27 protein-coding genes are annotated in these 25,583 nt (G+C 72.7%); 15 read left to right on the top strand and 12 right to left on the bottom strand.

Translation table 11 applies throughout. The features are described 5' to 3' along the window. Positions 1-91: 91 nt before the first annotated feature. Positions 92-409 carry a hypothetical protein gene (locus ACIBKY_RS47625; protein WP_397108019.1) on the bottom strand — a complete coding sequence of 106 codons (318 nt, stop codon included), beginning with the start codon at positions 407-409 and terminating at the stop codon, positions 92-94. A 159-nt stretch (positions 410-568) separates the two neighbouring features. Here ACIBKY_RS47625 and ACIBKY_RS47630 point away from each other — a divergent pair, with 159 nt between their 5' ends. Next, the gene (locus ACIBKY_RS47630; protein WP_397108021.1) at positions 569-1,138 is read left to right on the top strand and encodes a TetR/AcrR family transcriptional regulator; all 570 of its coding nucleotides are present in this window, start codon (positions 569-571) and stop codon (positions 1,136-1,138) included. A gap of 193 nt (positions 1,139-1,331) precedes the next feature. Beyond that, a complete protein-coding gene (locus ACIBKY_RS47635; protein WP_397108023.1) occupies positions 1,332-3,992 on the top strand; it encodes a cation-translocating P-type ATPase in 2,661 nt (886 codons plus the stop codon). A 16-nt stretch (positions 3,993-4,008) separates the two neighbouring features. Here ACIBKY_RS47635 and ACIBKY_RS47640 read toward each other — a convergent pair whose 3' ends face one another. Together ACIBKY_RS47640 and ACIBKY_RS47645 are read right to left on the bottom strand one after the other, a co-directional pair. Beyond that, complete coding sequence (locus ACIBKY_RS47640) at positions 4,009-4,971, bottom strand: helix-turn-helix domain-containing protein (protein ID WP_397108025.1); 963 nt, start codon at positions 4,969-4,971, stop codon at positions 4,009-4,011. Between the two features lie 155 nt (positions 4,972-5,126). After that, positions 5,127-5,492 carry a hypothetical protein gene (locus ACIBKY_RS47645; protein WP_397108027.1) on the bottom strand — a complete coding sequence of 122 codons (366 nt, stop codon included), beginning with the start codon at positions 5,490-5,492 and terminating at the stop codon, positions 5,127-5,129. Positions 5,493-5,662: 170 nt separating this feature from the next. On the opposite strand from ACIBKY_RS47645, the gene ACIBKY_RS47650 reads away from it, so the two are divergent. Continuing rightward, positions 5,663-6,724 (top strand): glycoside hydrolase family 19 protein, encoded by a 1,062-nt coding sequence (locus ACIBKY_RS47650; RefSeq protein ID WP_397108029.1) that lies wholly within the window; start codon positions 5,663-5,665, stop codon positions 6,722-6,724. A gap of 84 nt (positions 6,725-6,808) precedes the next feature. Here ACIBKY_RS47650 and ACIBKY_RS47655 read toward each other — a convergent pair whose 3' ends face one another. Then, positions 6,809-7,321, bottom strand: coding sequence for a hypothetical protein (locus ACIBKY_RS47655; protein ID WP_397108031.1), 513 nt, complete (start codon positions 7,319-7,321; stop codon positions 6,809-6,811). A 142-nt stretch (positions 7,322-7,463) separates the two neighbouring features. On the opposite strand from ACIBKY_RS47655, the gene ACIBKY_RS47660 reads away from it, so the two are divergent. Genes ACIBKY_RS47660 through ACIBKY_RS47675 form a run of 4 tightly spaced genes read left to right on the top strand, consistent with a single transcriptional unit; the run spans position 7,464 to position 10,789 of the window. Further along, a complete protein-coding gene (locus tag ACIBKY_RS47660; RefSeq protein WP_397108033.1) occupies positions 7,464-8,138 on the top strand; it encodes a response regulator in 675 nt (224 codons plus the stop codon). After that, positions 8,135-9,514 carry an ATP-binding protein gene (locus tag ACIBKY_RS47665; RefSeq protein ID WP_397108035.1) on the top strand — a complete coding sequence of 460 codons (1,380 nt, stop codon included), beginning with the start codon at positions 8,135-8,137 and terminating at the stop codon, positions 9,512-9,514. Before ACIBKY_RS47660 ends, ACIBKY_RS47665 begins: the two co-directional genes overlap by 4 nt. Beyond that, positions 9,511-9,996, top strand: a complete 486-nt coding sequence (locus ACIBKY_RS47670) for a hypothetical protein (RefSeq protein ID WP_397108037.1) — start codon at positions 9,511-9,513, stop codon at positions 9,994-9,996. Before ACIBKY_RS47665 ends, ACIBKY_RS47670 begins: the two co-directional genes overlap by 4 nt. Positions 9,997-10,045: 49 nt before the next feature. After that, positions 10,046-10,789 carry a class I SAM-dependent methyltransferase gene (locus ACIBKY_RS47675; protein WP_397108038.1) on the top strand — a complete coding sequence of 248 codons (744 nt, stop codon included), beginning with the start codon at positions 10,046-10,048 and terminating at the stop codon, positions 10,787-10,789. A gap of 37 nt (positions 10,790-10,826) precedes the next feature. Here the strand turns inward: ACIBKY_RS47675 and ACIBKY_RS47680 are convergent, their stop codons facing one another. Then, on the bottom strand, positions 10,827-11,585 hold the full coding sequence (locus ACIBKY_RS47680; RefSeq protein ID WP_397108039.1) for an SAM-dependent methyltransferase: 759 nt from the start codon (positions 11,583-11,585) through the stop codon (positions 10,827-10,829). Between the two features lie 190 nt (positions 11,586-11,775). On the opposite strand from ACIBKY_RS47680, the gene ACIBKY_RS47685 reads away from it, so the two are divergent. The 3 genes from ACIBKY_RS47685 (at position 11,776) to ACIBKY_RS47695 (ending at position 13,326) form a co-directional block, all read left to right on the top strand. After that, positions 11,776-11,988, top strand: coding sequence for a hypothetical protein (locus tag ACIBKY_RS47685; protein ID WP_379638900.1), 213 nt, complete (start codon positions 11,776-11,778; stop codon positions 11,986-11,988). 72 nt (positions 11,989-12,060) lie between these two features. Continuing rightward, entirely contained in the window at positions 12,061-12,201 is a 141-nt protein-coding gene (locus ACIBKY_RS47690) for a helix-turn-helix domain-containing protein (RefSeq protein WP_397108040.1), read from the top strand. A 36-nt stretch (positions 12,202-12,237) separates the two neighbouring features. Beyond that, positions 12,238-13,326 (top strand): hypothetical protein, encoded by a 1,089-nt coding sequence (locus ACIBKY_RS47695; protein ID WP_397108041.1) that lies wholly within the window; start codon positions 12,238-12,240, stop codon positions 13,324-13,326. Here the strand turns inward: ACIBKY_RS47695 and ACIBKY_RS47700 are convergent. Beyond that, entirely contained in the window at positions 13,313-14,338 is a 1,026-nt protein-coding gene (locus ACIBKY_RS47700) for a LacI family DNA-binding transcriptional regulator (RefSeq protein ID WP_397108042.1), read from the bottom strand. The two genes, ACIBKY_RS47695 and ACIBKY_RS47700, sit on opposite strands and share 14 nt — an antisense overlap. An 85-nt stretch (positions 14,339-14,423) precedes the next feature. Here ACIBKY_RS47700 and ACIBKY_RS47705 point away from each other — a divergent pair, with 85 nt between their 5' ends. Genes ACIBKY_RS47705 through ACIBKY_RS47720 form a run of 4 tightly spaced genes read left to right on the top strand, consistent with a single transcriptional unit; the run spans position 14,424 to position 18,841 of the window. Beyond that, positions 14,424-15,701 carry an ABC transporter substrate-binding protein gene (locus ACIBKY_RS47705; RefSeq protein WP_397108043.1) on the top strand — a complete coding sequence of 426 codons (1,278 nt, stop codon included), beginning with the start codon at positions 14,424-14,426 and terminating at the stop codon, positions 15,699-15,701. Further along, a complete protein-coding gene (locus tag ACIBKY_RS47710) occupies positions 15,698-16,576 on the top strand; it encodes a carbohydrate ABC transporter permease (protein ID WP_397108044.1) in 879 nt (292 codons plus the stop codon). The genes ACIBKY_RS47705 and ACIBKY_RS47710 overlap by 4 nt, the downstream gene beginning before the upstream one ends. Next, the gene (locus tag ACIBKY_RS47715) at positions 16,577-17,404 is read left to right on the top strand and encodes a carbohydrate ABC transporter permease (RefSeq protein WP_184968330.1); all 828 of its coding nucleotides are present in this window, start codon (positions 16,577-16,579) and stop codon (positions 17,402-17,404) included. It abuts the gene before it with no gap. A gap of 15 nt (positions 17,405-17,419) precedes the next feature. Continuing rightward, complete coding sequence (locus tag ACIBKY_RS47720) at positions 17,420-18,841, top strand: RNB domain-containing ribonuclease (RefSeq protein WP_397108045.1); 1,422 nt, start codon at positions 17,420-17,422, stop codon at positions 18,839-18,841. A gap of 156 nt (positions 18,842-18,997) precedes the next feature. Here ACIBKY_RS47720 and ACIBKY_RS47725 read toward each other — a convergent pair whose 3' ends face one another. Beyond that, a complete protein-coding gene (locus ACIBKY_RS47725) occupies positions 18,998-19,861 on the bottom strand; it encodes a LysR family transcriptional regulator (RefSeq protein ID WP_397108046.1) in 864 nt (287 codons plus the stop codon). Positions 19,862-19,931: 70 nt separating this feature from the next. Here ACIBKY_RS47725 and ACIBKY_RS47730 point away from each other — a divergent pair, with 70 nt between their 5' ends. After that, positions 19,932-20,630 carry a hypothetical protein gene (locus tag ACIBKY_RS47730; RefSeq protein ID WP_397108048.1) on the top strand — a complete coding sequence of 233 codons (699 nt, stop codon included), beginning with the start codon at positions 19,932-19,934 and terminating at the stop codon, positions 20,628-20,630. Here the strand turns inward: ACIBKY_RS47730 and ACIBKY_RS47735 are convergent. The 5 genes from ACIBKY_RS47735 to ACIBKY_RS47755 form a co-directional block, all read right to left on the bottom strand. Next, the gene (locus ACIBKY_RS47735) at positions 20,620-21,483 is read right to left on the bottom strand and encodes an aminoglycoside phosphotransferase family protein (RefSeq protein WP_397108050.1); all 864 of its coding nucleotides are present in this window, start codon (positions 21,481-21,483) and stop codon (positions 20,620-20,622) included. The genes ACIBKY_RS47730 and ACIBKY_RS47735 overlap by 11 nt on opposite strands. A gap of 101 nt (positions 21,484-21,584) precedes the next feature. Continuing rightward, entirely contained in the window at positions 21,585-21,755 is a 171-nt protein-coding gene (locus ACIBKY_RS47740) for a hypothetical protein (RefSeq protein WP_184968326.1), read from the bottom strand. Between the two features lie 184 nt (positions 21,756-21,939). Next, positions 21,940-23,619 carry a hypothetical protein gene (locus ACIBKY_RS47745; RefSeq protein ID WP_397108052.1) on the bottom strand — a complete coding sequence of 560 codons (1,680 nt, stop codon included), beginning with the start codon at positions 23,617-23,619 and terminating at the stop codon, positions 21,940-21,942. A gap of 15 nt (positions 23,620-23,634) precedes the next feature. After that, positions 23,635-25,263: an acyl-CoA dehydrogenase gene (locus ACIBKY_RS47750; RefSeq protein ID WP_397108054.1), complete on the bottom strand. Its 1,629-nt coding sequence runs from the start codon at positions 25,261-25,263 to the stop codon at positions 23,635-23,637. Between the two features lie 28 nt (positions 25,264-25,291). After that, positions 25,292-25,567, bottom strand: a complete 276-nt coding sequence (locus ACIBKY_RS47755; protein WP_397108056.1) for an acyl carrier protein — start codon at positions 25,565-25,567, stop codon at positions 25,292-25,294. Positions 25,568-25,583 lie beyond the last annotated feature (16 nt).

A 25,583-nucleotide genomic window follows, 5' to 3' on the forward strand; every position in this document is an offset into this window, starting at 1 on the left:
ATCTGGCACAACGACAAGACCGGCCAGCCCACCGCCCGATCCCTCACCGCCTACGACCATTAATCGCAAGCAGCAGCCTGGAATCAATCATCTAGTGGGTGTCGCAGTACGGCCCCGGCGGCACGCCGGGACCGTAGAACGACATGCACACCACGTCGCCCGGCACCAGGGCCGGTGTCGGGTAGTAGACGCCCTGCAGGTAGCTGGACGTGCTCCACGTGGAGATCGACCCGCCGCGGGGCGCTCCGTTGACCGTGGCCTGCATCGACAGGGTGGACGGCGGCGGCTTGATGGTGAAGACGAAGCGCCCGTTGTCGAGGCCCGCGCAGACCGGGGCCTCGGGGATACAGATGGGCCCTGCCGCCTGGGCGGGCGCGGCGGTGAAGGCGAAGGCGAGGGACAACGACAAACCCAGAATGATCCGTACTGCGCTGATGACGCACCCCCTGCGGGTCCGCGGGATGACTTCGGGCGTGCCGTTCCGACCGTAACCCGGCCGGACGGGCGGGTCCAGCGCCCGGCAGCGAGCCTGCTGGGAAATGGGGCGGGCCCTACCTAGGGTTGTGCGGTGAGCGCGGATCAGGTCCTTGAGGTGGCGACCAAGCTTTTCGCCGAACTGGGTTACGACGAAACGGATATCGGGCTCATCGCGCGGGCGGCCGGGGTCGAGCCGGCCTTCATCGGCCGGGAGTTCGGCGGCAAGGCGGACTTGTACAAGACCGTCATGCTCAAGGCCGACGAGGCGGAACACGCCGCGATATCGGCGGCACTCGCCCAGTTCACGGGCACGCCCGAGGCGCTGCACCGCATGGTGGACGCCTATCTCGACTTCTTCGCCGACAATCCGATGCTGGTGCTGCTGTGGATGCATCGCTGGATGGGCGACGCGGCGGACATACCGGAACTCGAGGAGGCCTACACCCGGCCGCTCCTGGACGAGATTCTCCGGGCGATCTCGCCGCTGCTGCCGCCCGGGGTCGAGACCCGTTACTTCGTCTGGATGATCGTGTGGTGCGTCTATGGGTTTCTCACCGGCGGCGTTCTCGAACGGCGGCGCAGCGAGCGCACGGTGAAACCCGCGGAGCTGGCGCGCTTCCGCACCTACCTGCACTGGGTGATCGGGCGGCTGGTCGCCTGAGCGAGGGGGGCCTGGCGGGTGGAGAACCCCCATAGTGCCCACGCCGCAGGCCCCAGCACAGCATAGAGTGATCGACCGGCGACTGAGAGTGGTTTCACGCCCTGATTTCACACCCGGGCGCGGGGGACAGAATTGGCTGAATGCGGCCATGTGCCAGATGGCGGTAAGGGATTCGCGATCATAGCGTGGGCTCATGAGCGCTTGGTATGCGATGGACGCCGCCGAGACGGCCGAGCGGCTGCGCGTTGACCCGTCCAGCGGGCTGAGCGGGGCGGAAGCCGTACGGCGGAGGGACGAGCACGGCCCCAACCGGCTGCCCGAGGCGCCGCGCGAGCCACGCTGGCACGCCTACCTGCGCCAGTTCCAGGACCTGCTGATCCTCACGCTGATCGGCGCGGCCCTGGTGAGCTTCGCCGTGACCCGCGAGTGGGAGACGCCGGCGATCATCGTGCTGGTCGTGATCCTGAACGCGACGATCGGGTTCGTCCAGGAGTCCAGGGCGGAGGCCTCGCTGGAGGCGCTGCGCAAGATGCTCCACACCGAGGCCACCGTGCTGCGGGGCGGGGCGGCCATGCGGCTCGACGCGGCCGATCTGGTGCCGGGTGACGTCGTGGACCTGGAGGCCGGCGACCGCGTGCCCGCCGACGGGCGGCTGGTGTCCTCGGCGTCGCTGGAGGTGCAGGAATCGGCGCTGACCGGCGAGGCGGAGCCGTCCGCCAAGTCCGCCGGCGCGGTCGTGGCCGCGGACGCGCCCCTGGCCGAGCGCGGCAGCGCGGTGTTCATGAACACCACGGTCACCCGCGGCCACGCCCGCATGATCGTGACCGCGACCGGCGCCTCGACCGAGATCGGGCAGATCGCCGGGCTGCTCCAGCAGACCAAGCAGGCGCCGACCCCGCTGCAACGCCAGATCGACACGCTCGGCAAGACCCTGGCGCTGATCGCGCTCGCGGTGATCGCGGTCGTGTTCGTCCTGGGCCTGCTGCGCGGGCAGCCGGTCGGCGCATTGTTCACGACCGCCGTCTCGCTGGCGGTGGCGACCGTCCCCGAAGGGCTGCCCGCCGTCGTGGCCTTCACCCTCGCCATGGGTACGGCCCGCCTGGCCCGCAGAGGCGCCATCGTCAAGCGGCTGGCCTCGGTGGAGACCCTGGGCAGCACCTCCCAGATCTGCACCGACAAGACCGGCACGCTGACGCTCAACCAGATGACCGCCCGCGAGGTGTACCTGGCCGACCGCCGCTTCACCGTCTCCGGCCACGGCTACGCGGTGGAGGGACGCATCCGCAGCACCGACGACGACCCGCCCGACAGCCGGACGCTGCACGTCGCGCTCGTCGCCATGGCGCTGTGCACCGACGCGGTGGTACGCGCCCCCGACGACGTGGTCGGCGATCCCACCGAGCTGGCCATGGTCGTCCTGGCCGAGAAGGGCGGGGTCGACGTCGCCGCCCTGCGGCGCAGGCATCCGCGGATCGCCGAGGTGCCCTTCGACTCCGACGACAAGTTCATGGCCACCTTCCACGAGGAGGACGGCCGGGTGCGCTGCTTCGTCAAGGGCGCGCCGGACGTGCTGGCCGCCCGCGCCGACCGCTACCTGACCGCCGGCGGCCGGCGGCCCTTCGACGCGGCGGCCCGCGAGGACTACGCCGCCGCCAACGGCGAGCTGGCCGAGCAGGGGCTGCGCGTGCTGGCCGTCGGCGTGAAGGACTTCCCCGCCCTGCCCGAGGACGCCGATCTCAAGTCGATGCTCGACGGCATCGTGCTGATGGCGCTGGTCGGCATCGTCGACCCGGCGCGGCCCGAGGCGTCGGCCGCCATCGAGCAGTGCCACCGGGCGGGCGTCCAGGTACGGATGATCACCGGCGACCACGCCGTCACCGCCGCGGCCATCGCCCGTGAGCTGGACATCCCCGGCAAGGCGGTGACCGGCGCAGAGCTGGACGAGCTCTCCGACGAGGAACTGGCCAGGCGACTGCCGGACATCGGGGTCGTGGCCCGGGTCACCCCGCAGCACAAGATCCGGATCGTGCGCGCGCTGCAGGACAGCGGCGCCGTCGTGGCGATGACCGGTGACGGCGTCAACGACGCCCCGGCCCTGCGCCGGGCCGACATCGGCGTCGCCATGGGCGTCACCGGGACCGAGGTGAGCAAGGAAGCCGCCACGATGATCCTCACCGACGACAACTTCGCGACCGTGGTCGACGCGGTCCGCGAGGGACGCGGTATCTACGCCAACATCGTGAAGTTCACCCGCTTCCAGCTGTCGACGGCGTTCGGGTTCGTGCTCACGTTCCTGGCGGCGTCGATCACCGGGCTGGCGGGCGGCGCGCCGTTCACCGCCGTGCAGATCCTCTTCGTGAACCTCATCATGGACGGCCCGCCCGCGCTGTCGCTCGGCGTCGACCCCGCGGGGCCCGACGTCATGGACCGCTCTCCGCGTGCCCGCGACGAGCGCATTCTCACCACCGCGCGGCTCGTGCGGATCCTGCTGGCCGGCACGACCATGGCCGCGGGGACGCTGGCCGTGCTCGCGCTGGCTCCCCCGCCGGTCGCGGCGACGATGGCCTTCGTCACCTTCGTCTTCTTCCAGGTCTTCAACCTGGTCAACGTCCGCAATGACCTGCGCAGCGCCTTCCACCGCGAGACCTTCTCCAACCGCTCGACGTTCGTGGCGATCGGCGTCGTGCTCGTGCTGCTGGCGGCCATGGTGGAGTGGCGGGGGCTGCACGGGTTCTTCTCCGTCACCAACCTCACCGCGGGGCAGTGGCTGACCTGCCTGGGCGTGGCGTCGGTGATCCTGTGGCTGGGCGAGCTGGTCAAGTTCTTCCTGCGCCGCGCCGGCGCCCGTCCCTAGGGCGTGCCTTCGACGGTCACAGCCAGTTCTCGCGGGCGGCGTGCCAGGCCAGCTGCATCCGGGTCTGGGCGCCCGCCCGCTCCATCAGATGGGTGATGCGGCGCTGGACGGTGCGCTGCGAGACCTTCAGCTGCGTGGCGATCGACTTGTCGGGCACGCCCGCCAGCAGCAGCGACAGCAGGTAGAGGTGGTCGGCGTCGAGCGGGCTGCCCGGCGTGGTGAGGTTGACGGGGGTGGCCCGCTCCCACAGGGTCTCGAACAGCGCCTTGAGCGCGTCGAGGAGGCTGCTCGGCCGTACCAGGGCGGCGGTGAGCTGGGTCAGCCCGCCGGTGTACTGGACCAGCGGGAGCACGCCCAGCTCGCCGTCGGCGATCATCATCCGCACCGGGAGCTCCGGGAGGGCGCGCGCCTGCTCCCCGAGCGTGATGCCGTCGGCGAGGTTGACCAGCATGCCGGGTTCTTCGAGCAGCGCCCGCTCGTACAGCACCCGGAAGCTCACTCCGCGCCGCAGCGCGGCCAGCTCCTCGGTGTTCTCCTGCGAGGTCATCGCCACGTGCCCGGCCCGGCACAGGCTCACGACCTCGTGGCGGGCGTTGTCCTGCATCAGCCGCAGTTGCTCGCGCAGCACCGTCCTGCTGCTGACCACCTCGATCAGCTGCGCCGCCTCGCGCCGCCTGGAATGGGCCAGGTACTCCCCCGTGAGCTGCTCCACGGCCTGCCGGGCCCGGTCGACTTCCTCCTGGCGCCGGTGCAGCCGCGCCGCGAGCGCGACGTCGGGGGCGACCGCGGTGAACGTGTCGTTCTCTCCTGGTACGGCACGCGCCAGCCCCTTGGCCAGCAACGACCCGAGCGCCCGGCGTGCCGCCTCGTCCGCCACGCCCAGCTCCCCCGCCAGCTCGGCCACCTCGACCTCGGCGGTTCTGACCAGGAGCCGGTAGGCGGCCTCCTCCTCGGCGCCCAGGCCCGCGGCGCTCAGCACGTCGCCGGGGAGATCCGGCCGGTGATCTCCCAGGGTCCACCACGTCGCGCTTTACGGCCATATCTCGGCAATATGTGGTTCACCTGGCCATTCTAGGGAGGGTCATTCCGGGGATGGCCATTCCGGGAAACCGCCCGCTCCCGGGCAGGCGTCCGCTAGGTCGAGCCGTGGCGTTGGCGGAAGGCGCCGTACAGGCCGGCGGCCACGCACAGGCCGACGATGGCGGCGAGCCTGATCGCGTCCATGCCACCCGACAGCACCAGTTCGCCGGCGGGGTCGATGAGGAATCCGGTGGCCATCGTCCAGGCCAGCGCCCCGGTCGCGGCGGAGGCGATCAGGTCGGCGGTGAGGCCGGCGTACAGGGCGGCGATCAGGCCCACGACGGCGAAGCGGATCTCGACCTGGGCGTGCGGGACCAGTAAAGCGACCAGCGCGCAGGCGGCGATCACGACGAAGAACCCGATGCCGACCAACAGGCCGGTCGGTCGTGAGGAAGGAAGGTGCGGGCTGCGGAGAAACATGGGCCTCTCAGACGGCGACGAAGGAAACGGCGTTGATGTTCATCAAAGTACGCCCGAATGACCAGGTTGGCATCCGCACCCCCTTGACTTTGGGTCTTGCGTGTTTCCTCATCGGGAGTTGACTATTAGGAAACTTTCCTAAGCATTACACCCCCCAAGGAAGTGATCACATGCGAAGACTCCTGGCCCCGCTGGCCGCGCTGCTCATGGCGATGGGTGTGCTGGCGGTAGTCCTGCCGTCCGCCGCCAGCGCCGCGGCGTGCGCCACGGCATGGAGCTCCTCGGCCGTCTACAACGGAGGCGCCGTCGTGTCGCACAACGGGCACAACTGGTCCGCCAAGTGGTGGACCCAGAACGAGAGTCCGGGCAGCGCCGCCGTCTGGGCCGACCAGGGCACCTGCTCGGGAGGCGGCGGCGGTGGCACCCAGTGCGACTACCCGAACTGGGCCGCCGGGACGTTCTACGCGGTGGGCAGCATCGTCCGCTACACCGACGGCAACCACTACATCGCCGTCCACGAGAACCCCGGATACGACCCGGTGATCAGCCACTGGTTCTGGGACCCCTACGCCTGCGACGGCGGCCCCGGCCCGACCGACCCGCCGGACCCGTCGGGGTTCGTGGTGAGTCAGGCGCAGTTCAACCAGATGTTCCCGAGCCGGAACTCCTTCTACACCTACAGCGGCCTGACCGCCGCCCTCAGCGCCTACCCCGCTTTCGCCAAGACGGGCAGCGACACCGTCAAGAAGCAGGAGGCCGCGGCCTTCCTGGCCAACGTCAACCACGAGACCGGCGGCCTCGTCCACATCGTGGAGCAGAACACCGCCAACTACCCGCACTACTGCGACAGGAACCAGCCGTACGGCTGCCCGGCCGGGCAGGCCGCGTACTACGGCCGCGGCCCCATCCAGCTGAGCTGGAACTTCAACTACAAGGCGGCCGGTGACGCGCTGGGCCTGCCGCTGCTGACCAACCCGTGGCTGGTGCAGCAGGACGCGTCCGTGGCCTGGAAGACCGCGATCTGGTACTGGATGACCCAGAACGGCCCCGGCACCATGACCCCGCACAACGCGATGGTCAACGGCCGCGGCTTCGGCGAGACCATCCGCAGCATCAACGGCAGCCTGGAGTGCAACGGCGGCAACCCCGGCCAGGTGCAGAGCCGGATCAACGCCTACCAGCGCTTCACCCAGATCCTCGGCGTCGCCCCCGGCGGCAACCTGTCCTGCTGAGGGACCCCTCACCCCGCCCGCGCGCCGTCCGTTCCCCCCGGTGGGACGGCGCGCGGGCTATGGCCCGGGTGAGGGTCCCGGCCTCTACTGCTCGTACGGCGCCGGCGGCTCCAGCGACGCGCACCCCGCGAAGACCTGCTTCTCCGCGGCCGAGCCCGGCTTGACCTGCTTGAACCCGGCCGGCTTCGCCTCCTTGCCGAGCGGCTGCCAGACGCCGCCCTTCTGCAGGCACCGCGCCCAGGCGGCGAACTTGGCGTCCTCCTCGGGCGAGGCCGGCTCGCTGCTGCCGAGGATGACCGAGTCCCATTCCTTGCACGCCTTCATGGCGGCGTCGAGCTTGGCCTGGGTGACCTTGGTGACGGCGCTGGTGTCGAGGTCCTGGCCCTTGACCGGGTCGGGGATGTCGATGCCGTTGTCCCGCATGCACGCCGCGAACTTCAGCGCGGTCTCGTGCCAGCTCGGCGTGGCGGACGCGGAAGCGGAAGCCGCGGGGCTCTGGCTCCCGGTGCTGGCGAAGCTCTGCGCTCCGCAGGCCGCGCTCAGGGCCAGCGCGGGCAGGGCGGCCATGACGGCCAGACGTCTCCTGCTGATGATCACGATTTCCTCCCATGGGTGGCTGCTGACTGCCCCTGAGACTCTGGCCCGGCACTGTGCACAACCGGTCCGCACGATGTCATGAACATGTAATAGCTCTTGAGTCCGGACAAAGCGCACGTCAGCGCGGCCGATACTGGGACGCATGGCTCGCGTGTTGCTGATCGAGGACGACCCGGCCGTCAGGGACGGTCTGACGCTCGCCCTGAAGGGCCGCGATCACGAGGTCGAGGCGGCGGCGTCCGGTGAGGAGGGCCTCGACCGGCTGGCGGAGTTCGCCGCCGACGTGGTCGTGCTCGACCTCATGCTGCCCGGCATCGACGGGTTCGAGGTCTGCCGCAGGATCCGCGCGGGCGCCGCCACCTCGATCGTGATGCTGAGCGCGCGGGGCGACGACTTCGACGTGGTCGGCGGGCTGGAGGCGGGGGCCGACGACTACGTGGTCAAGCCCGTGCGCCCGCAGGTGCTGGAGGCCCGGATCCGGGCGGTGCTGCGCCGTACCGAGAGTGTGCAGTCGCCCGTCGAGACCTACGGCGCGCTCCGCGTCGACCGCGCCTCCCTCACCGTGTGCAGGGACGGGCGCGAGGTCGCGCTGCCGCCGATGGAGCTGCGGCTGCTGCTGCACCTGTCAGCGGCGCCCGGCCGGGTGTTCAACAGGCAGCAGCTGCTGGAGTCGGTGTGGGAGCACGACTACCTGGGCGACTCGCGGCTGGTGGACGCGTGCGTGCAGCGGCTGCGCGCCAAGATCGAGGACGTGCCGGCCGAGCCCCGGTACGTGCAGACCGTGCGCGGGTTCGGTTACCGGTTCGGGCCGGTATGACCTGGCTGCGGGGCTTGCGGGCCCGGCTGGTGATCACGTTCGTGCTGGTCGGCGGGGTGTGCGCGGTGGCCGCGGCCGGGCTGACCTATCTCCAGGCGCGCGAGGACCTGGTGGGCGGGGTGCAGGACCGGCTGCTCGACGACTTCAGGAACCGGGTGCTGCTGCTGTCGCGCGACGTCGCGCTGCCCGCCGACGACGGCGAGCTGGCCCTGCTCGCCGAGGACCTCGAGGTGGGCGACCGCAAGGTGTACGTGGTCAGGGACGGCGCCATCCCCAGCGACGCCCGCGTCACCGCCGGCCTGCGGCAGGCCGTGGCGAGCCGGCCCGAGCTGGCCTGGCAGCGGGTCAGCCGGGACGGCGTGCCGTACCTGGTGGGAGGGAGCAGGGTCATGCTGCGCGCGGGCGGCACGCCGTCCGGGATCACCGTCTACCTCGTGGAGTCACTCGCGCAGGCCGCCGCCGACGAGGCGGCCGTGCTGCGCGCGGCGCGGACGGCGGCGGCGCCCGTGGTGCTGGTGGCGGTGCTGGCCGGGCTGCTGGCCGCGCGCGGCGTGCTGCGTCCGGTCGCCGACCTGGACCGCGCCGCGCGCCGCCTGGGCGAGGGGCGGCTGGAGACACGGCTGCCGGTACGCGGCGGCGACGAGCTGGCGCGGCTGGCGGGACGGTTCAACGAGACCGCCGCCGCGCTCGAACGCTCGGTCGGCGAGCTGCGCGAGATGGAGGCCAGGTCGCGCCGGTTCGTCGCCGACGTCTCGCACGAGCTGCGCACCCCGCTGGCCGCCGCGACCGCCGTCACCGACGTGCTCGAAGCCGGGGCCGACCGGCTGGACGCCGACGCGGGCACCGCGGCCCGCATGGTCACCGCCGAGGTCGCCCGGCTCACGCGGCTCGTGGACGACCTGATGGAGATCTCCCGGTTCGACGCGGGCGCAGCCGTGCTCAACCTCAACGAGATGGACGTGGGCAAGGCGGTCGCCGCCTGCCTGCGTACTCGCGGCTGGACCGGCGCGGTCACCGCCGACCTGCCCGAGGGCATCCACCTCCCGCTGGACCCGCGCCGGCTGGACGTCATCGTCGCCAACCTCGTCGGCAACGCGCTGCGCCACGGCGCGCCGCCGGTCACGCTCACGCTGCGCGCCGGCGAACGGGCGCTCACCCTCGAGGTCGCCGACCACGGCCCCGGCCTGCCCGAAGACGTCCTGCCGCACGTGTTCGAGCGCTTCTACAAGGCGGACGCCGCCCGCGCCCGCTCCGAGGGCAGCGGGCTCGGCCTGGCCATCGCCCGCGAGAACGCCCTGCTGCACGGCGGCGACCTGTCCGTCGCCCCCGGGCCCGGGGCCGTCTTCACCCTCACGTTGCCGAGGACCCGCCCGTGACCGGCCGCTCCCTGCTCCTGCTGCTCCTGCTCGCCACGACGGCCTGCGGCACCGGGCCCACCGGCGTGATCGGCGCCGGCGAACCGGCCCGCGGGTTCACCCAGGGCACCCGCCTGTACTTCGTGCGGAACGGCGACCTGGCCTCCGTCGGCCGGCCCGAGGGCCCGCTGGACGCCGCCGGCGCGGTCGAACTGCTGACCGGCGGCCCCACCGCCAAGGAGCGCGAGCGCGACTTCGACACGGTCCTGCCCAGAAACCTCGCCGTCCGGGTGAGCGACGACGGCTTCGCCCTGGAGAAGGGCTCGTCGATGCTGGTCGGCGGCACCTGGCTGCCGCCGGTCGAGCGGCTGTCGCGCACGGCCACCGGCCAGCTCGTCTGCACGATCGCCGCCGCCACCGCCGCCGGGCGCGGCGTGGACGTGGACGAGGTGCGGGTAACCGTACCGGAGAAGGGCGCGGTTCGCTGCGAGGACTACCGCTGAGACCCGCGGTCCTGGACAAAGGCGGGCGTCCATGGACATCGTTGGCGACATGCGACAGGAAGAGATCTGGGACGAGGACGCCGCGCGCGGCTATGACACGCCGGGCACCGGCATGTTCGCGCCCGAGGTCCTGAAGCCGGCCGTGGACCGGCTCGCGGAGCTCGCGGGCGGCGGGCGGGCGCTGGAGTTCGCGATCGGGACGGGCCGCGTCGCCCTGCCGCTGGCCGAGCGGGGGGTGGCGGTGACCGGCATCGAGCTGTCGCGGCCGATGATCGAGCAGCTGCGGACGAAGGCGGACGAGGCGGCGATCCCCGTGATCGCCGGGGACATGTTGGCCGCGACGGCTCCCGGGGAGTTCTCGCTCGTCTACCTCGTCTACAACACGATCTCCAACCTGCTCACCCAGGCCGGGCAGGTGGCGTGTTTCCGCAACGCCGCCCGCCACCTCGGGCCGGGCGGCCGCTTCGTGATCGAGCTGTGGGTGCCCGAGCTGCGCACGCTGCCGCCGGGCAGGCAGGCCACCGTCTGGCACCACGAGCCCGGCTACATCGGCCTGGACACCTACGACGTGCCGGCGCAGCGGGTCGTCTCCCACCACTTCAGGTTCGGCGAGGACGGGCGGGGCCGGGTCTTCCGCAGCCCGCACCGCTACATCTGGCCGGGCGAGCTCGACCTGATGGGGCAGCTGGCCGGGTTCGAGCTGGAGAGCAGGCACGCCGACTGGTCGGGGGCCGAGTTCACCGCCGAGTCGCGTTCGCACGTGTCGGTGTACCGCCTCCCGCCGTCGCGGTGAGCCGCGCCCGCCGGGGCGGCGGGCGCGGCCCCGGTGCCTAAGGCCGCCGCGCCACCAGGAGCAGCCTGGGACTGCCCAGCCGGTACGGCGTGCCGTCAGCTCCGCCGTACAGCTCGGCGCCGGTGAACCCGGCCTCGGTGACCAGCCGGACGACCTCGGCCGTGGTGTACACGTGCTGCACCGAGGTCCCGCGGTGCTCCTGCTCACCCCTGCGGAAGGTGAACGAGGTGAGCCAGCGGCCGGCGGCCACGTCGTACTCGTTGACCGAGACCGCCTCGACGCCGCCGAACGTCATCGGCTCCTCCTCCAGGCTCAGGCCGGGAAGCAGCGACTCGGCCACGAACCCGGAGTCCAGGACGAGCGCGCCGCCGGGCACGACGAGCGCGGCCAGCCCGGCCAGGAACTCCCGGGTGGCGGCGTGTTCCAGGTAGCCGAACGCGTTGCCCATGCAGATGGCCGCCTCGGCCCGGACGTCGGCGGGCAGCGCCCGCATGTCGCCCAGGCGCAGGTCGAGGTCGAGCCCTTCGGCGCCGGCCGCGGCCCGGGCGTGGGCGACGGCCTCGGCCGAGACGTCGAGACCGGTGACCCGGCAGCCGCGCCGGGCCAGTTCGAGCGCGTGCCGCCCGCTGCCGCAGGGCACGTCGAGCACCCGGGAGCCGGGACGGAGCCCGGCCGCGCGGACGACGAAGGCGACCTCGTCGGCGGTCAGCTCCTCGGGTACGGCCGCGCGCCAGAAGGCGTTGGGCAGCTCGGTGAAGAAGTCCGCGTACCACGCGGACAGGGAGTCATGCGACATTTCTTGAATGCTCCAGATCAGGAGAATACGAACACGGGCTGCGTGACCCGGGGCATGGCGAGGACACCTGTCCGTCCGCCCCGGAGTGACCGGGGGGCGACCATGGCATCGCCTTCTCGTGATCGGCCGGGCGGTACCCGGCGGGAGCATCTTTCCGTCCAGGCTACAGGCGCGGCCCTACGCTGGACAGATGGAGACGGGTCGCTGTTACGGGTGCAAGCGGGAGTTCAGCTTCGATCCGGCGGAGGTCGAGACCTTCCTGGTCGATCCGGAGACCGGCCTGCCGCCCGGCCTCACCGTCCTGGCCTCCCTGCGCCCGGCCACCCCGGAGGCCGTGGCCCGCTCGGTGGACCTGCCCGTCTGCCCGGACTGCATCGAGAGGGCGAAACGGTTCCAGCCTTAGCCATTGCCATATCGTTTTTCGATGCTATCGTTTTTCGATAACATCGAAAAACGATATGTCCAGGAGGGCCTGATGGCCAGAGCCAAGGCCATCAGGTTCACCACGCTCACCAAGATCTGTGAGGTCCTCGGCTGCCAGCCCGGCGACCTGCTCACCCACGTCCCGCAAAAGCGGCTCCCCCGCGCGGGGGAGGCGGATCGCCCGGCAGGGTGATCACCGGGCCGGGCCCCGCGCGACAGGCTCGGGACCATGCAGAACCTCACCAGGCCGTGGGCGGGCGCGGTCGCGATCTCGCTGGCCGTGGCCGCGCTGTGGCTGGCCATACCCGGCTCCTACCCCTACGGCGCCGCCGGCCGGGTCACCGTGGGCGTCAACCACTGGATCGAACGCGGCACCGGCGCCGCGCTGCTGCTGGGCTTCGGTGCCTCCGGGCTGCTCCTGGCGGCCGTCCGGCGATCTTGGCCCAGGCTCGCAGCCGCCGGGGCGGTCCTGGAGGCGGCGTTCTTCCTGCTGGTGATGTCGGACGCGGCCGTCCTGTCCTCGCTCGGGTACGCGCTGATCCCGCTGTCGGCCGCCGCGCTGTTCGCACTGATCGTGGTGGGGTGCCTGCGGCGGCATCCGGCGGGGTACGCCGCTGCCGCCCTGGTCGTGGTGGCGGCGGCGGGGCTGCTGACCGGGCTGGCCGACGCCGGGCCGGTCGCCGGATATCTGGGGAACCTGGGCAAGGGGTTCGGCGAGTTCGGGGTCAGGATCCTGTGGTCGTGGGGCATGGCGGCGGGGGCCGCCGGGTGGGCGTGGGTGGCGCTCGCGGCGCTGCTTCCCGTCTCCACCGCCGTCGCGGGGCCACGGCGGTGGGGGCGGGTGGTGACCGTGCTGGCCGCGCTCGGCGCCGTGCCGTACGCGCTGGCGCGGATCTCGTGGGCGACTCCGTGGCCGTTGTTCGGGTTCGACCCGCGCAGCGACCGGATGGTCGTGCTCATCTCCGGGATGGACGCGGCGACCAGGCTGCAGGGCTTCCTGATCGGCCTGGGCTCCGTGGCGGCGGTGGTGCTGACGTTCGGGCTGATCAGCCGGTGGGGCGAGGTGTTCCCGCGATGGCTGCCCGTGGTGGGCGGGCGCGAGGTGCCGGTGAGGCCGGCGGCCGGGGCGGGAGCCATCGCGGCGGCGGCGCTGTGCGTGTCGGCGCCGGGGGTGCTGGCGGGCGCGATCCAGCACAGCGCGTGGCTGGACGGGGTGCTGTTCGTGGTGCTGTTCCCCTGCCCGGTCTGGGGGCCGCTCCTGGCGGCCGCCGTCTACGCCTACTGGGTGCGCCGCCGTACCGTAACTAAACCCCTTTAGCGGCCGGGGCGGTGCTCTCGCGGACGGTCAGGCGTGGCGTCGGCGTCTTGACGTCGCGCGGCCGCGACGGCTCCTCCAGCGTCGCCAGCAACGTCTCGGCGACCTTCTCCCCCAGCGTGAACGTGTCGCGCGAGAGCGCCGTCAGCGCCGGGTGCACGATGCGGTTGAGCACCGAGTCGTCGAAGGCCACGATGGACAGCTCCCGCGGCACCCTGACGCCCATCTCGGCGGCCACCCCGAGCCCGGCCACGGCCATCACGTCGGAGTCGTAGACGATCGCCGACGGGCGCGCGGCGCGCGACAGCAGCGAACGGGTGGCCGCGGCGCCCTCGGCGTCGCTGAAGTCGGTGGGCACCGACAGCACCTCGGCCAGCCCGAGCCGCCGGGAGGCGTCACGCAGGGCGCGGATGCGGCGCTGGGTGTGGCGGAAGCCGGGCAGCCCGGCCACGTGGGCGACGCGGGTGTGACCGAGGGCGGCCAGGTAGTCGGCGATCGACAGCATGGCCTCGCGGTCGTCGGCCCACACGCTGGACAGCGTGCCGTGCCTGCCGGGGCCGCCCAGCACCACCGCGGGCACGCCCAGTTCCTCGATGACCGCGATGCGCGGGTCGGACACCTGCAGGTCGACCAGGATGAAGCCGTCGACGCGGTGCTCGCGGGCCCAGCCGCGGTAGACCTCGATCTCGGCGGCGGTGTCCTCCACGACGAGCAGGTGCAGCGCCACGCCCCGCGCCGACAGGCCCGCCTGCAGGCCCGACAGCAGGTGGGCGAAGAACGGCTCGACGCCGATGGTGCGCGCGGGCCGGGCGATCACCAGGCCGGCCGCCTGCGCCCGCGCGCCGCCGAGCGCCCTGGCGGCGCTGTGCGGGCTCCAGTTCATCTCCTCCGCCGCCGCCAGGATGCGGGCGCGGGTCTCCTCGCTGACGCCCGGGCGCCCATTGAGCGCGAACGACACCGCGCCCCTGGACACCCCGACCTTGCGCGCGATGTCGTCGATCGTCGGCCGTCCCACGGCCCCTCCCCTTGACACGATAAGTACAGCGGGTAGATAGTCCCGAAAACTGAAGCGGTTTAGCAACCCGGCAGGAGAGTGCACCATGCGCTTCCCCTTAACAGCGCTGACCACGGCGACGGTCCTGATGCTCGCTGGCTGCGGGCTCGGTGACACCGAGACCCCCGCGAACAGCCCCGCGGCGAGCGCGGGCGGCGCGGTCACGGGGAAGGTCTCGCTGCAGACCTGGTCGTTGAAGCCGAAGTTCACCGACTACGTCCAGGGTGTCATCGATTCCTTCGAGAAGAAGTATCCCGGTACCGAGGTGGAATGGCTGGACCAGCCCGGCGAGGGTTACGCCGACAAGGTGCTCAGCCAGGCCGCGAGCGGCACGCTGCCCGACGTGACGAACCTGCCGCCGGACTTCGCGCTGCCGCTGGCCCGCCAGGGCATGCTGGCCGACATCGGCAGGACCGACGCCGCCGCCCTGGCCGACTACGTCGAGGGCGGCCTGGCCGCCTACCGCTTCGCCGGGCTCGACGGCGTCTACGGCTACCCGTGGTACCTCAACACCGACGTCAACTACTGGAACGCCGAGCTGATGAAGAAGCACGGCCTCGACCCGGCCAAGCCGCCGGCCGGCCTGGACGAGCTCATCGAGCAGGCCCGTACCGTCAAGGACAGGTCCGGCGGCAAGGTGTACCTGATGAGCCGCAAGCCGGAGCTGGGCGACCTGACCAACGCCGGCGTGAAGGTCATGAGCGACGACGGCAAGAGCTTCACCTTCAACACGCCCGAGGCCGCGGCGGTGCTCGACCGCTACCGGGAGGCGTTCAAGGAGGGGCTGCTGCCCAAGGACGTGCTGACCGACGACTACGCGGGCAACGCCAAGCTGTTCACCGAGGGCAAGGTGGCCTGGACGACGGCCGGCGGCAACTTCATCTCCTCCCTGGCCGTGGACAACCCGTCGATGGCGCCCAAGGTGGTCTCCAGCAGGGCGTTCGGCACCCCGCCCCTGTACGTGCAGGGCGTGTCGGTCTCGGCCGGGAGCAAGAACCCGGCCGCGGCGACGGCGCTGGCCCGCTGGGTGACCAGCCCGGACAACCAGGCGGCCTTCGCGCACCTGACCTCCATCTTCCCGAGCACCAAGGCCTCGGCCGGCGACCCGTTCTTCAGCAAGAGCGACGGCACCAACGGCGGCGACGCCAAGGTGACGGCGTTCGCGTCGCTGCCCGAGGCCAAGATGCTGCAGCCGGTCGAGGTCGGCGAGGCGATCTCCAAGGTCGTCAAGCAGCAGTTCTCGCTGGCGATCAGCGGCGGCACCACCTCCAAGCAGGCCCTGGACACCGCCGTGGCCAAGGCCGACGAACTGCTCCAGCAGTGATCAGGACCTTCCAGGGCCGGTTCACCCCGTGGTTGTTCGCCGCGCCCGGCCTGGTGTGGCTGGTGGTGTTCAACCTGTGGCCGGCGTTCAACACCGTGGTCCTGGCCTTCACCAACGCCAAGCCGCTGGGCGGCGGCCACTTCACCGGGCTGGCCAACCTCGGCCGGGCGCTGAACGACGACCAGCTCGCCACCGCCCTGCTCAACAGCGTGATCTACATGCTGGTCTGCCTGCCGGTGCTGACGATCCTGCCGTTGCTGCTGGCCGTACTGGTGGAGAAGAAGCTGCCCGGGATCACGTTCTTCCGCACCACCTTCTACACGCCGGTGGTGGCCTCGGCGGTGGTGGTGGCGCTGATCTGGGAGTGGCTGCTGGAGGACCGCGGGCTGGTCAACGGCTTCGCGCAGTGGCTCGGGGTGATCGCCGAGCCGCTGCCGTTCCTGACCGACCGGTGGCTGCTGCTGCTCAGCGCGATCAGCCTGACGATCTGGAAGGGCATGGGCTACTACATGGTCATCTACCTGTCGGCGCTGGGGAACGTGCGGCGCGAGCTGCACGAGGCCGCGGCGGTCGACGGGGCGGGGGCGGTGCGCCGCTTCCGGTCGATCACGGTGCCGGGCGTGCGCAACACGATGCTGCTGGTGTCGGTGCTGATCTCGGTCTCGGCGCTGCGGGTCTTCTCCGAGCTCTACGTGCTCTCGAACGGCACCGGCGGCCCCGGCGGCCAGGACATGTCGGTCGTGATGCTCATCCAGATGTACTCCCGCGGTTTCACCGGTCATCTGGGGTACGCCTCGATGCTCAGCCTCGTGCTGTTCGTGGTGACGGTCGGCCCGATGCTCGTGCTGCTGCGGCTCAACAGGAAGGGGGCGTAGATGCGCGGCTTCACCGGGGAGAACGTGCTGCGCTACGCGCTGCTCCTGCTGGTGCTCGTGCTGACCGTGGGCCCGTTCGCGTGGATGCTGTCCACCTCGCTCAAGGGCAGCGGGGAGGACATCTTCACCGAGATCCCGGCCTTCCTGCCGCAGCAGCCCACGCTGAACAACTACGCGCGGGTCGCCGACAGCATCCCCGTGTGGTCCTACATCGCCAACTCGCTGATCGTGGCCGCCATGGCCGTGACCGGCAACGCCGTCGGCGCCACGCTGGCCGGGTACGCGCTGGCCAGGCTCCGCTTCCGCGGCATGAAGCTGCTGCTCGGGCTCACGCTGGGCACGCTGATCCTGCCGGGCGAGGTGACGATCATCTCCCAGTACGTCACCGTGCGCGGCATGGGCCTGGCCGACACCCTGCTCGGCGTGGCGCTGCCCGGCGCGATCGCGATGCTCAACGTGCTGCTCATGCGGACCGCGTTCGCCGCGATCCCGGACGAGATGGACGAGGCGGCGATCATCGACGGCGCCGACGCGTGGCAGCGCTTCGTCCGCATCGGGCTGCCGAACGTCAAGGGCATGCTCAGCGTGGTGGTGATCTTCTCGTTCATCGGCGCCTGGGACGACTTCCTGTGGCCGCTGATCGTGCTGACCAATCCGGAGAAGTACACGCTGACGGTTGGCCTGCAGTACCTCAGCGGCGCCTTCAGCTCCGACCCCCGGCTCATCGCGGCCGGAACCATGATCGCTTTTCTGCCGATCGCGGTCGTCTTCGGCGTGGCGCAGCGCTTCTTCTTCCGCGGTGTCGAGGAGGGCGCCATCAAGGGGTGAGGGTAGGTTTGCCCTGTGACGACCAAGATTCGCGTGCATGGCGAGGTCCCGGCCCGGCTGGACGAGGGTTTCGAGCGGATCAGGCGGGAGCTGAAGCTGCCGGAGGCGTTCGCGCCGGCCGCGCTCCGGGAGGCCGAGCGGGCCGCGGACGCGGACCGCGGTGAGCGCAAGGACCTCACGGACCTGCCGTTCGTCACCATCGACCCGCCCGGGTCGATGGACCTCGACCAGGCCGTCCACCTGGAGCGCCGGCGCGACGGTTTCCGCGTGTGGTACGCGATCGCCGACGTCGCCTCCTTCGTACGGCCCGGCGGCGCGCTCGACGCCGAGGCCCACGCCAGGGGCGAGACCGTCTACCTGCCCGACGGCAAGGTCCCGCTGCATCCGCCGGTGCTGTCGGAGGGCGCGGCCAGCCTGCTGCCCGGCACCACCCGCCCGGCCGCGGTGTGGCGGATCGACCTGGACGCCGAGGGCCGCATGGCCGGCGCCGACGTCCAGCGGGCCCTGGTCCGCAGCCGCGAGCGCCTCGACTACGCCTACGTGCAGGCCGCCGCCGACACCGGCACCGCCGACGGCACCCTCGCGCTCCTGGAGGAGATCGGCCGGCTGCGCCTGGAGCTGGAGCGCGAGCGCGGCGGCGTCACGCTGCCGACACCCGAGCAGGAGGTCGTCGCCGACGGTGACGGCTACCGCCTGGAGTTCCGCATCCCGCTGCCCGCCGAGGCGTGGAACGCCCAGATCTCCCTGCTGACCGGCATGGCGGCCGCCACCATGATGCTGGACGCCGAGGTCGGCGTGCTCCGGGTGCTTCCGCCGCCGCGTCCCGCCGACCTGGCCAAGGTGCGCCGGGTGGCGCGGGCGCTGGACGTGCCCTGGCCCGACGGCGCCTCCTACGGCGCGGTCGTGCACGGCCTCGATCCCAAGAACCCGCAGCAGGCGGCGTTCCTGCAGGAGTCGAAGGTGCTACTGCGCGGGTCCGGCTACGTGGCCTTCGACGGCGAGCCGCCCGCCCTGGCCGAGCACTCCGCGGTGGCGGCGCCGTACGCGCACGTGACCGCGCCGCTGCGGCGCCTGGTGGACCGCTACGCCACCGAGGTGTGCCTGGCGGTGGCGGCGGGCGAGCCGATCCCCGACGCGATCCGCGCGGCGCTGCCCGAGCTGCCCGGGGTCATGTCGGCGACCGGGCGGCGCGCCGGTGGCGTCGAGCGGGCCTGCGTGGACCTGGTGGAGGCCTTCCTGCTGCGCGAACGCGTCGGCCAGGACTTCCCGGCGGTCGTGATCGACGTGGACGAGCGCGGCACCGGCGGTCAGGTCCAGCTCGTGGAGCCCGCCGTGATCGCCCGCTGCGACGGCGCCCTGCCGCTGGGCGAGCGCGTCACGGTACGGCTCGCCAAGGCCGACCCCGCGACCCGCGAGATCCGCTTCACCCTCCCCTGACCGCTGAGCCCTCAAGCCCTCCCCTGACCGCTGAGCCTCAAGCCCTCCCCTGAACGTTGTGGCGCGGGCCCTCCCCTGAGCCGCCGCAACCCCTGAGCCTTTCGAAGGATCCTTGTGCCTCGGGCACTTGACGGTTCCAGGGTGCGGCTCGGGGTGTCAGACGGAAGTGGGCGTCAAGGCGTCGCGTACCTCGGCGGCGGGACCCGGGGGCAGCCAGGCGTGCAGCAGCTCGACCCGGTGCACCAGCCGCGGCTCCAGCAGCGGCACCCCCTCCCCGACCGACGCGGGCAGCAACGTGAGCCCGTGCCCGGCCCTGACCAGGTTGAGCACGGTGTGCACGTCGTCGCCGGTGTAGGACAGGCCCTCCCTGAAGCCGTCGCCGAGCAGTTCGCGCAGCCGTTCCAGCGGGCACAGCGAGGTCTGGAGCCAGACCGCGTCCACCAGGTCGCCCAGCCGCAGCCCCGCGCGCCCGGCCAGCGGGTGCCCGGCGGGCAGTGCCACGACCAGGTCCTCCTCGGCCACGCCGAGCGCGTGCAGCGGCCCGGCGTCGGGCAGCCGCAGCGGGTCGCTGGGCGCGGTGATGCCGTCGGCCAGTCCCAGTTCGGCGCGGCCGGTGGCGACCTCGACGGCCACCCCGCCCCGGCTCGCGGTCCTCAGCTCGACGTGCAGGCGGGGCTGGGCGGCGCGTGCGCGCGCCAGCCGTGCCGCGACGCCGGGGGTGACGGCCAGCGGCGTGGCGGCCACCGTGAGCCGGTGGGCGGGCGCGGCGGCGGTACGCCGCACGTCGGCACGGGCGGCGTCGATGCGCAGCAGCAGTGGCCCGGCGTGCTCCAGCAACCGCGCGCCCGCCTCGGTCAGCTCGACCGGGCGCCGGCGCAGCAGCGGCAGCCCCAGGTCGGCTTCCAGGGCGGCGATCTGCTGGGAGACGGCGGACTGGGTGTAGCCGAGCTCCTCGGCGGCGGCCGAGAACGACCCCAGGCGGGCCACGCGGACGAGCGTGCGGAGCAGGCGGGAGTCCATCAGCAATTCTTATCAGAACACCAGGAACTCTCGTTGGCCTTATCTGCGCGGGCCGGGCAGGCTGTTGGCCATGAGAATCGCCCTGGTCGCCGACCGTTCGCCCAGCGTGCGGGCCCACGCCCGTGTACCCCGGATCCTCGAGTCCCTGCGCGAGCGCGATGGCCTCGCCCTCGACGCCTACTGGATCCCCACGCCCGAGGCCGTGTCCGGCCTGGAGGGCTTCGACGGCATCTGGGTGCTGCCCGGCAGCCCCTACGCCAGCGAGGAGGGCGCGGTCAACGCCGCCCGCACGGCCCGCGAGCACGGCATACCCTTCCTGGGCACGTGCGGCGGCTTCCAGCACGCGCTGCTGGAGTTCGCGCGCGGAGTGTGCGGCCTGGACGTCGCCCACGCCGAGAACGACCCGGACGGCGGGCGGTTGCTGCTGACGCCGCTGCGGTGCTCGCTGGCCGGGCACGAGAGCCTGGTCCTGCTGACACCCGGCTCGCTGGCCGAGCGGGTGATCGGCGCGCCGTCGACCGTGGCCGCGTACAACTGCTCCTACGGGCTGGACCCCGGGCACGAGGCGCTGCTGAGCGCGGGCGGGCTCGCCTTCACCGGCCGGGCCGAGGACGGGTCGGTGCGGGTGGCCGAGATCCCCGGCCACCCGTTCTTCCTGGGCACGTTGTTCCAGCCGGAGCTGTCGGGCGAGCGGTCCCGGCCGCATCCGGTCATCTCGGCCTTCGCCGCGGCGGTCTCCGTCCGGGCGGCGGCCGCGCTCAGCCGGTGAGGGCCTGGGTGATCTGGCGGGTGGTCTGCCCGGCGACCCGGGGGTTGACCGCGGCGTACGCGTTGTAGGCGTTCAGGCCGGTGGTGAGCGCCCAGCCCCGTCCTCTCAGCCAAGTGGCCTCGTCCACGCCCAGCGCATCGCGGAAGACGGTGCGGACGGCGGGCGACATCAGGGTGTAGGCGATGGTCAGGTCGCAGGCCGGGTCGCCGGCGCCGAGCCCGCCGAAGTCGATGACCGCGCTGAGCCGGCCGCCGACGGTCAGCAGGTTGCCGGTGTGGAAGTCGCCGTGGAACCACACCGGATCGTGTCCCCACTCCGGCGCCGCGAGCGCCTCCTCCCACAGCGCGGTCATGGCCGCGCCGTCGAACGCGCCGTCCGCCCTGGCGATCGCCGCGCGGGTCGAGCGGTCGCGGGACGCCAGCGACTGCCCGGACAGCTCGCTCTCGGGGGCGGCGGCGAAGCCCTGGAGCGCCAGCAGGAACGCGGCCAGTTCCGCCGCGGCCTCGCCGGAGCCGGCCAGCGCCTCCACCGTGGCGACCTCGCCCTCCAGCCAGCGCGAGACCCCCCACGGCCAGGGGTAGCCGAAGTCCGGCCGGCCCACCGCGACCGGCACCGGGATGGCCAGCGGCAGGTGGGGGGCGAGCCGGGGCAGCCACTCCAGTTCCTTGGCCGCCTGCTCGATGGCGCCGGTGTGGCGCGGCAGCCGTACGGCGAGCTCCTCGCCGAGCCGGTAGATCATGTGGTCGGAGCCGCCCGGGTCCACGAGGTCGAGCGGAAGCCCGGCCCACTGCGGGAACTGGCTGTCCACCAGCCGTCTGGCCAGCGCGGCGTCGATGTGGGGTCTGAGCGGCAAGAGCCCTCCTGGCGATCACGGGATGCTGCCAAGTGATTCTCGCCGCAAACCGGGCGAGCCGCACACCGGGACGTGTGCGGCTCGCCGTGGGAGGGCCGGGATCACTTCTTCATGGGGCTCCAGCCGGCGCCTACGCCCATGAGGTGCAGGGCGACGCAGAGCAGGCCGGCGGTGCCGAGCGTGGCGACGGTGATCACGCCGCCGACGGCCACGTTGGCGATCTCGAAGATCAGGGCGAGGAGGAACAGCAGGGCGGCGACGAGGGCGAACATCTCAACCTCCTGGCAAGGAGCCGGACACCGCGTGGGGTGCGGGCCTCAGCGGATGCGTCCGAGGGGCTGACGGGCTTCGACATGGGGATGTCCGCCGAGATCGCCAAGGAAACTGGCCCGGAGGTGACGATGGGTGAACCATTGACGACAGCATCTTGACCGGGCGGTCAGTTTGCGGCGCGGGTCAGGCGAGTTCGACGTCGTGGTCGGAGAAGAGCCGCCGCTGCTCGGCGGCCTTGCGCAGCCGTACCAGCGCGACTCTGCGCACGCCGCCGTCCTCGGGCTGCTCCTGACCCAGGAGTTCGGCCAGCCGCCGCAGGCACAGCAGCAGCCAGCCCCCGCACATGTGGTAACCGTCCCTGCCCCGCGCCCGCATCCACGCGGCGGCGCAGGCGGCGGCGGCCTCGGCGTGCGCGCAGCCGGAGCGGCGGGCGCGGAAGAAGCCGAGCAGTTCCAGCAGCCGGGGAGCGTGCGGGCCCGGCAGCCCGTCCTCGCCGATCACGCGGGCCGCGGCGGCCAGGCCGTTCTCGGGGGGCGGGGGCGCGGCGGGCGGCGGCCCGAGCCACGACAGTTCCGGCGGCACCGGCACGAAAGGGTCGGGCGGCAGGTCGTCCTCGGGCACCGCGGGCGGCACCTGGTCGTCGGCCAGCGCGCCCACCACGGCGCTGTCGCGGCGCATCTTCTCCACGATGCCGACGCGATACCCCGGCGCGCCGAGCGCGCCCGCCAGCGTCTCGACGGCGTCGCCCGCCAGCCGCGCCGCCAGGCAGGCCAGGCGGGCGCTGGCCGCGGCGAAGGCATGCGGGTCCTCACGCGCGGTACGGCACAGCTCGTGACCGACCGCCTCCCCGATCAGCAGATCGGCATAGGCATCGGTGAGCCGCCACGCGAGCACGGCCGGACCCGCCACACTCCGATCCGCCACACCCCGATCCGCCGCGTCCCGGCCCGGCGCGACGGACACCCCCTCGACGTCGCGGCCCGGCGCGACGGACACCCCCTCGACGTCGCGGCCCGGCGCGACGGACACCCCCTCGACGTCGCGGCCCGGCGCGGCGGACGCCCCCTCCGCGTACGGCAGCGCCGCCCGCAGGCACGTGTCGAGCGCTCCCAGCGTCAGCGCCGCCACCAGCAGCCGCGCCACCGGCAGCGTGCGCCCGGCCGTGGCCAGCCCCTGCCCGAGCCCGCCGACCACCTGCGCGTCCCCGGCGGGCACCCCGGCCAGCGTCAGCCGGCTGAGCGCGCCGCCGCGCAGGCCGTGCGCCTCGTGCGCGGGCTGGAACCACCAGTGCTCGCCGTCCCCGCGCAGCAGCAGGAAGGCCGTGGGCCCGTCACCCGTACGGGCCAGCACCGTCGTCCCGGCGGCCTGGCTGCCGTTGTCGATCAGCGACGTACGCCCGTCCAGCCGCCACGCGTGCCGGTCGCCGAAGGCGGCGATCTCGCGGGCCAGGATGTCCACGCCCTGCTCGGCCTCGCCGACCGGCAGCCCCATCAGCTCGTGCTCGCGCAGCAGCCCGGCCACGGCCCTGCGCTGCGACTGGCTGCCGTCGCGCCAGACGGGCAGCGCCGACAGGAAGCTGGCCGCGATCGTCGTGGCGGCGGTGAGGTCGCGCCTGGCCAGCACCCTGAACAGGGCGAAGGCCTCTTCCAGCGAGGTGAGCCTGCCGCCGGAGACCGCGGGGATCAGGTATTCGGCCAGCCCCCACGCCAGCGCCGACCCGCACAGGTGCCGGGGGAAACGGGCGTCGCGGTCGGCGCGGACGGCGGCGTGGAAGGAGGCGGGGTTGCGCTCGTCCATGGGGTCGGCCAGCGCCCGGTCGAGCTGGGCGGCGACCGCCAGCGCGCGGGTGATCGCCTCGTCCATGCGCTCTCCTCCCCGTCAGGCCGGCCGCGACAGTGACAGCGCGGACCGGCCGGCGTACTCCATGGCCAGCTCCAGGAACAGGCTCTCGACGTTCTCGCCGGGCAGCGGCGTGCCGGGGCGCAGCACGGCGGTGAGCGCGGGCGCCAGCCAGTGCAGCCGCTCTCCGGCCAGGTGCCGCCTGGCCAGGCAGAGCGCGGCGAAGACCCGGGCGTAGCGCTCCCCCGCGCGCTGGCCCCGCTCGGTACCGGGATCGGCGGGCCCGCGGGCGTCGGCGCGCAGGCGGGCGCCCTCGGCCAGCAGCAGCGCCGCCGCTCCGGCCAGGGCGGGCTCGTGGGTGCGCAGCGCCGTACACACCTCGTCGAGTCCGGCCGTGACGGGGTCGTTTCCGCTCGCGACGGCGAGCGCGCGCAGCCCCAGGGGGTACGGCGGCGCCACGCACACGGGCTGGAAGGCCGGATCGGCGCGGCGCGGGTCGGCCCCGGGCCCGTCCAGGCAGGACAGCTGGGCGGCGAGCGCGCCGAGCATGTCGTGGGCGGCGCCGTGCAGCAGGACGAACAGCCGCGCGTCGCGCAGCAGCTTGTCGAAGATGCCCGACCAGTGGTCCTGGCGCAGCAGGTAGCGGGGGCCGAGCACGCCGGCCAGCCGGCGCAGGCGCTGCTCGGCCAGGTGCGGGACCAGGTACTTGGCGACGGCGGAGGAGACGGGAGCGAGCGCGGGCAGGCGCTGCAGGAGGCGGGCGCAGCTGCTCGCGACGGTCTCGGCGACACGCAGGTCGAGGTAGGCGGCGGCCAGTTCTGCGCGTACGGGCGGCAGGTCGATGGCGCGGCCGCGGTGCACGCGCTGGTGGCGCAGGAAGTCGAAGGCGCAGCGCAGTCCGGTGCCGAAGGCGCCGAGGGCGAAGGCGGGCAGGACGGTCCTGATCGTGGCCAGCGAGCGGGCGGCCAGGTCGGCGCCGCCGCCGGGACGGCCGAGCACCGCCGAGGCGGGCACGAACGCGCCGTGGAAGCGGATCCCGGCCACGTCGGCGCCGCGCACGCCGTGGGTGGACACGCGGGGCAGCAGTTCGTATCCGGCGGTGGGCAGCTGCTCCAGGTCGGTGAGCAGGAGGGTGTGGGCGCCGGTATCGGGCTCGCGGGCCAGCAGGCAGGCGAAGCGGGCCATGCGCACGTCGCTGACCATGGTCGCGGTGCCTTCGAGACGGTAGCCGCCGTCGGCGCGGCAGGCGGTGAGCGTGTCCTTGACGCCCTCCCTCGGCCGGTGTTCCGGCTCCCGCAGGGACAGCGCCGACCACTGGCAGCGCAGGGTGGCGTCGGCGTAGGCGCGCTGCTGGGCGGGGGTGCCGGCCTGCCAGACGGGGACGCCGGCGATCCAGGGCGAGGTGGCGATCAGGGCGGCGGTGGGGTCGCGCCCGGCCACGACGCGGGCCAGCGCGAGCAGTTCCTCCAGCGAGGTGAGCCGGCCGCCGAGCGCGGCGGGCACCAGGAACGCCGGGTAGCCCCAGCCGCGCAGGCAGTCCAGGGAGGCGTGCGGACGGCGTTCCGCGCGGTCACCGGCCATGGCGGCGGCGTAGGTGAGCGGGCCGTTCGGCAGGTGGGGGTCGCCGAGGGTGTGCTCAAGGGCCTCGGCGGACGGGAAGGTGTTCAATGCCGCTCTCCTGACCCGCTCGGTGTTCTCAGGCGGCCTGCTCCTGCTCGCGCAGGCACAGCCGGTGGACCTCGTCGGCCAGTTCGCTCAGCGTCGCGGTGCGGAAGAGCACCTCGTTGTCGAGCTCGATGCCGAAGGTGCGCTCGATGCGGCCGCCGATGCGCAGCAGCTTGATCGATTCGACGAGGCTGAGGTCGGTGATGCGCGAGCCGGGCATGATGCCGCCCTCCTCGACCTGGAGGACGCGGGCCACGATGCCCTTCATCGTGTTGCACACGGCCTGCTGGGTGAGCTGGTCGCCCATTTCGGGTACACCTCCG

It is taken from the genome of Nonomuraea sp. NPDC050394 (assembly GCF_044459065.1).
Taxonomy (GTDB): Bacteria; Actinomycetota; Actinomycetes; order Streptosporangiales; family Streptosporangiaceae; genus Nonomuraea.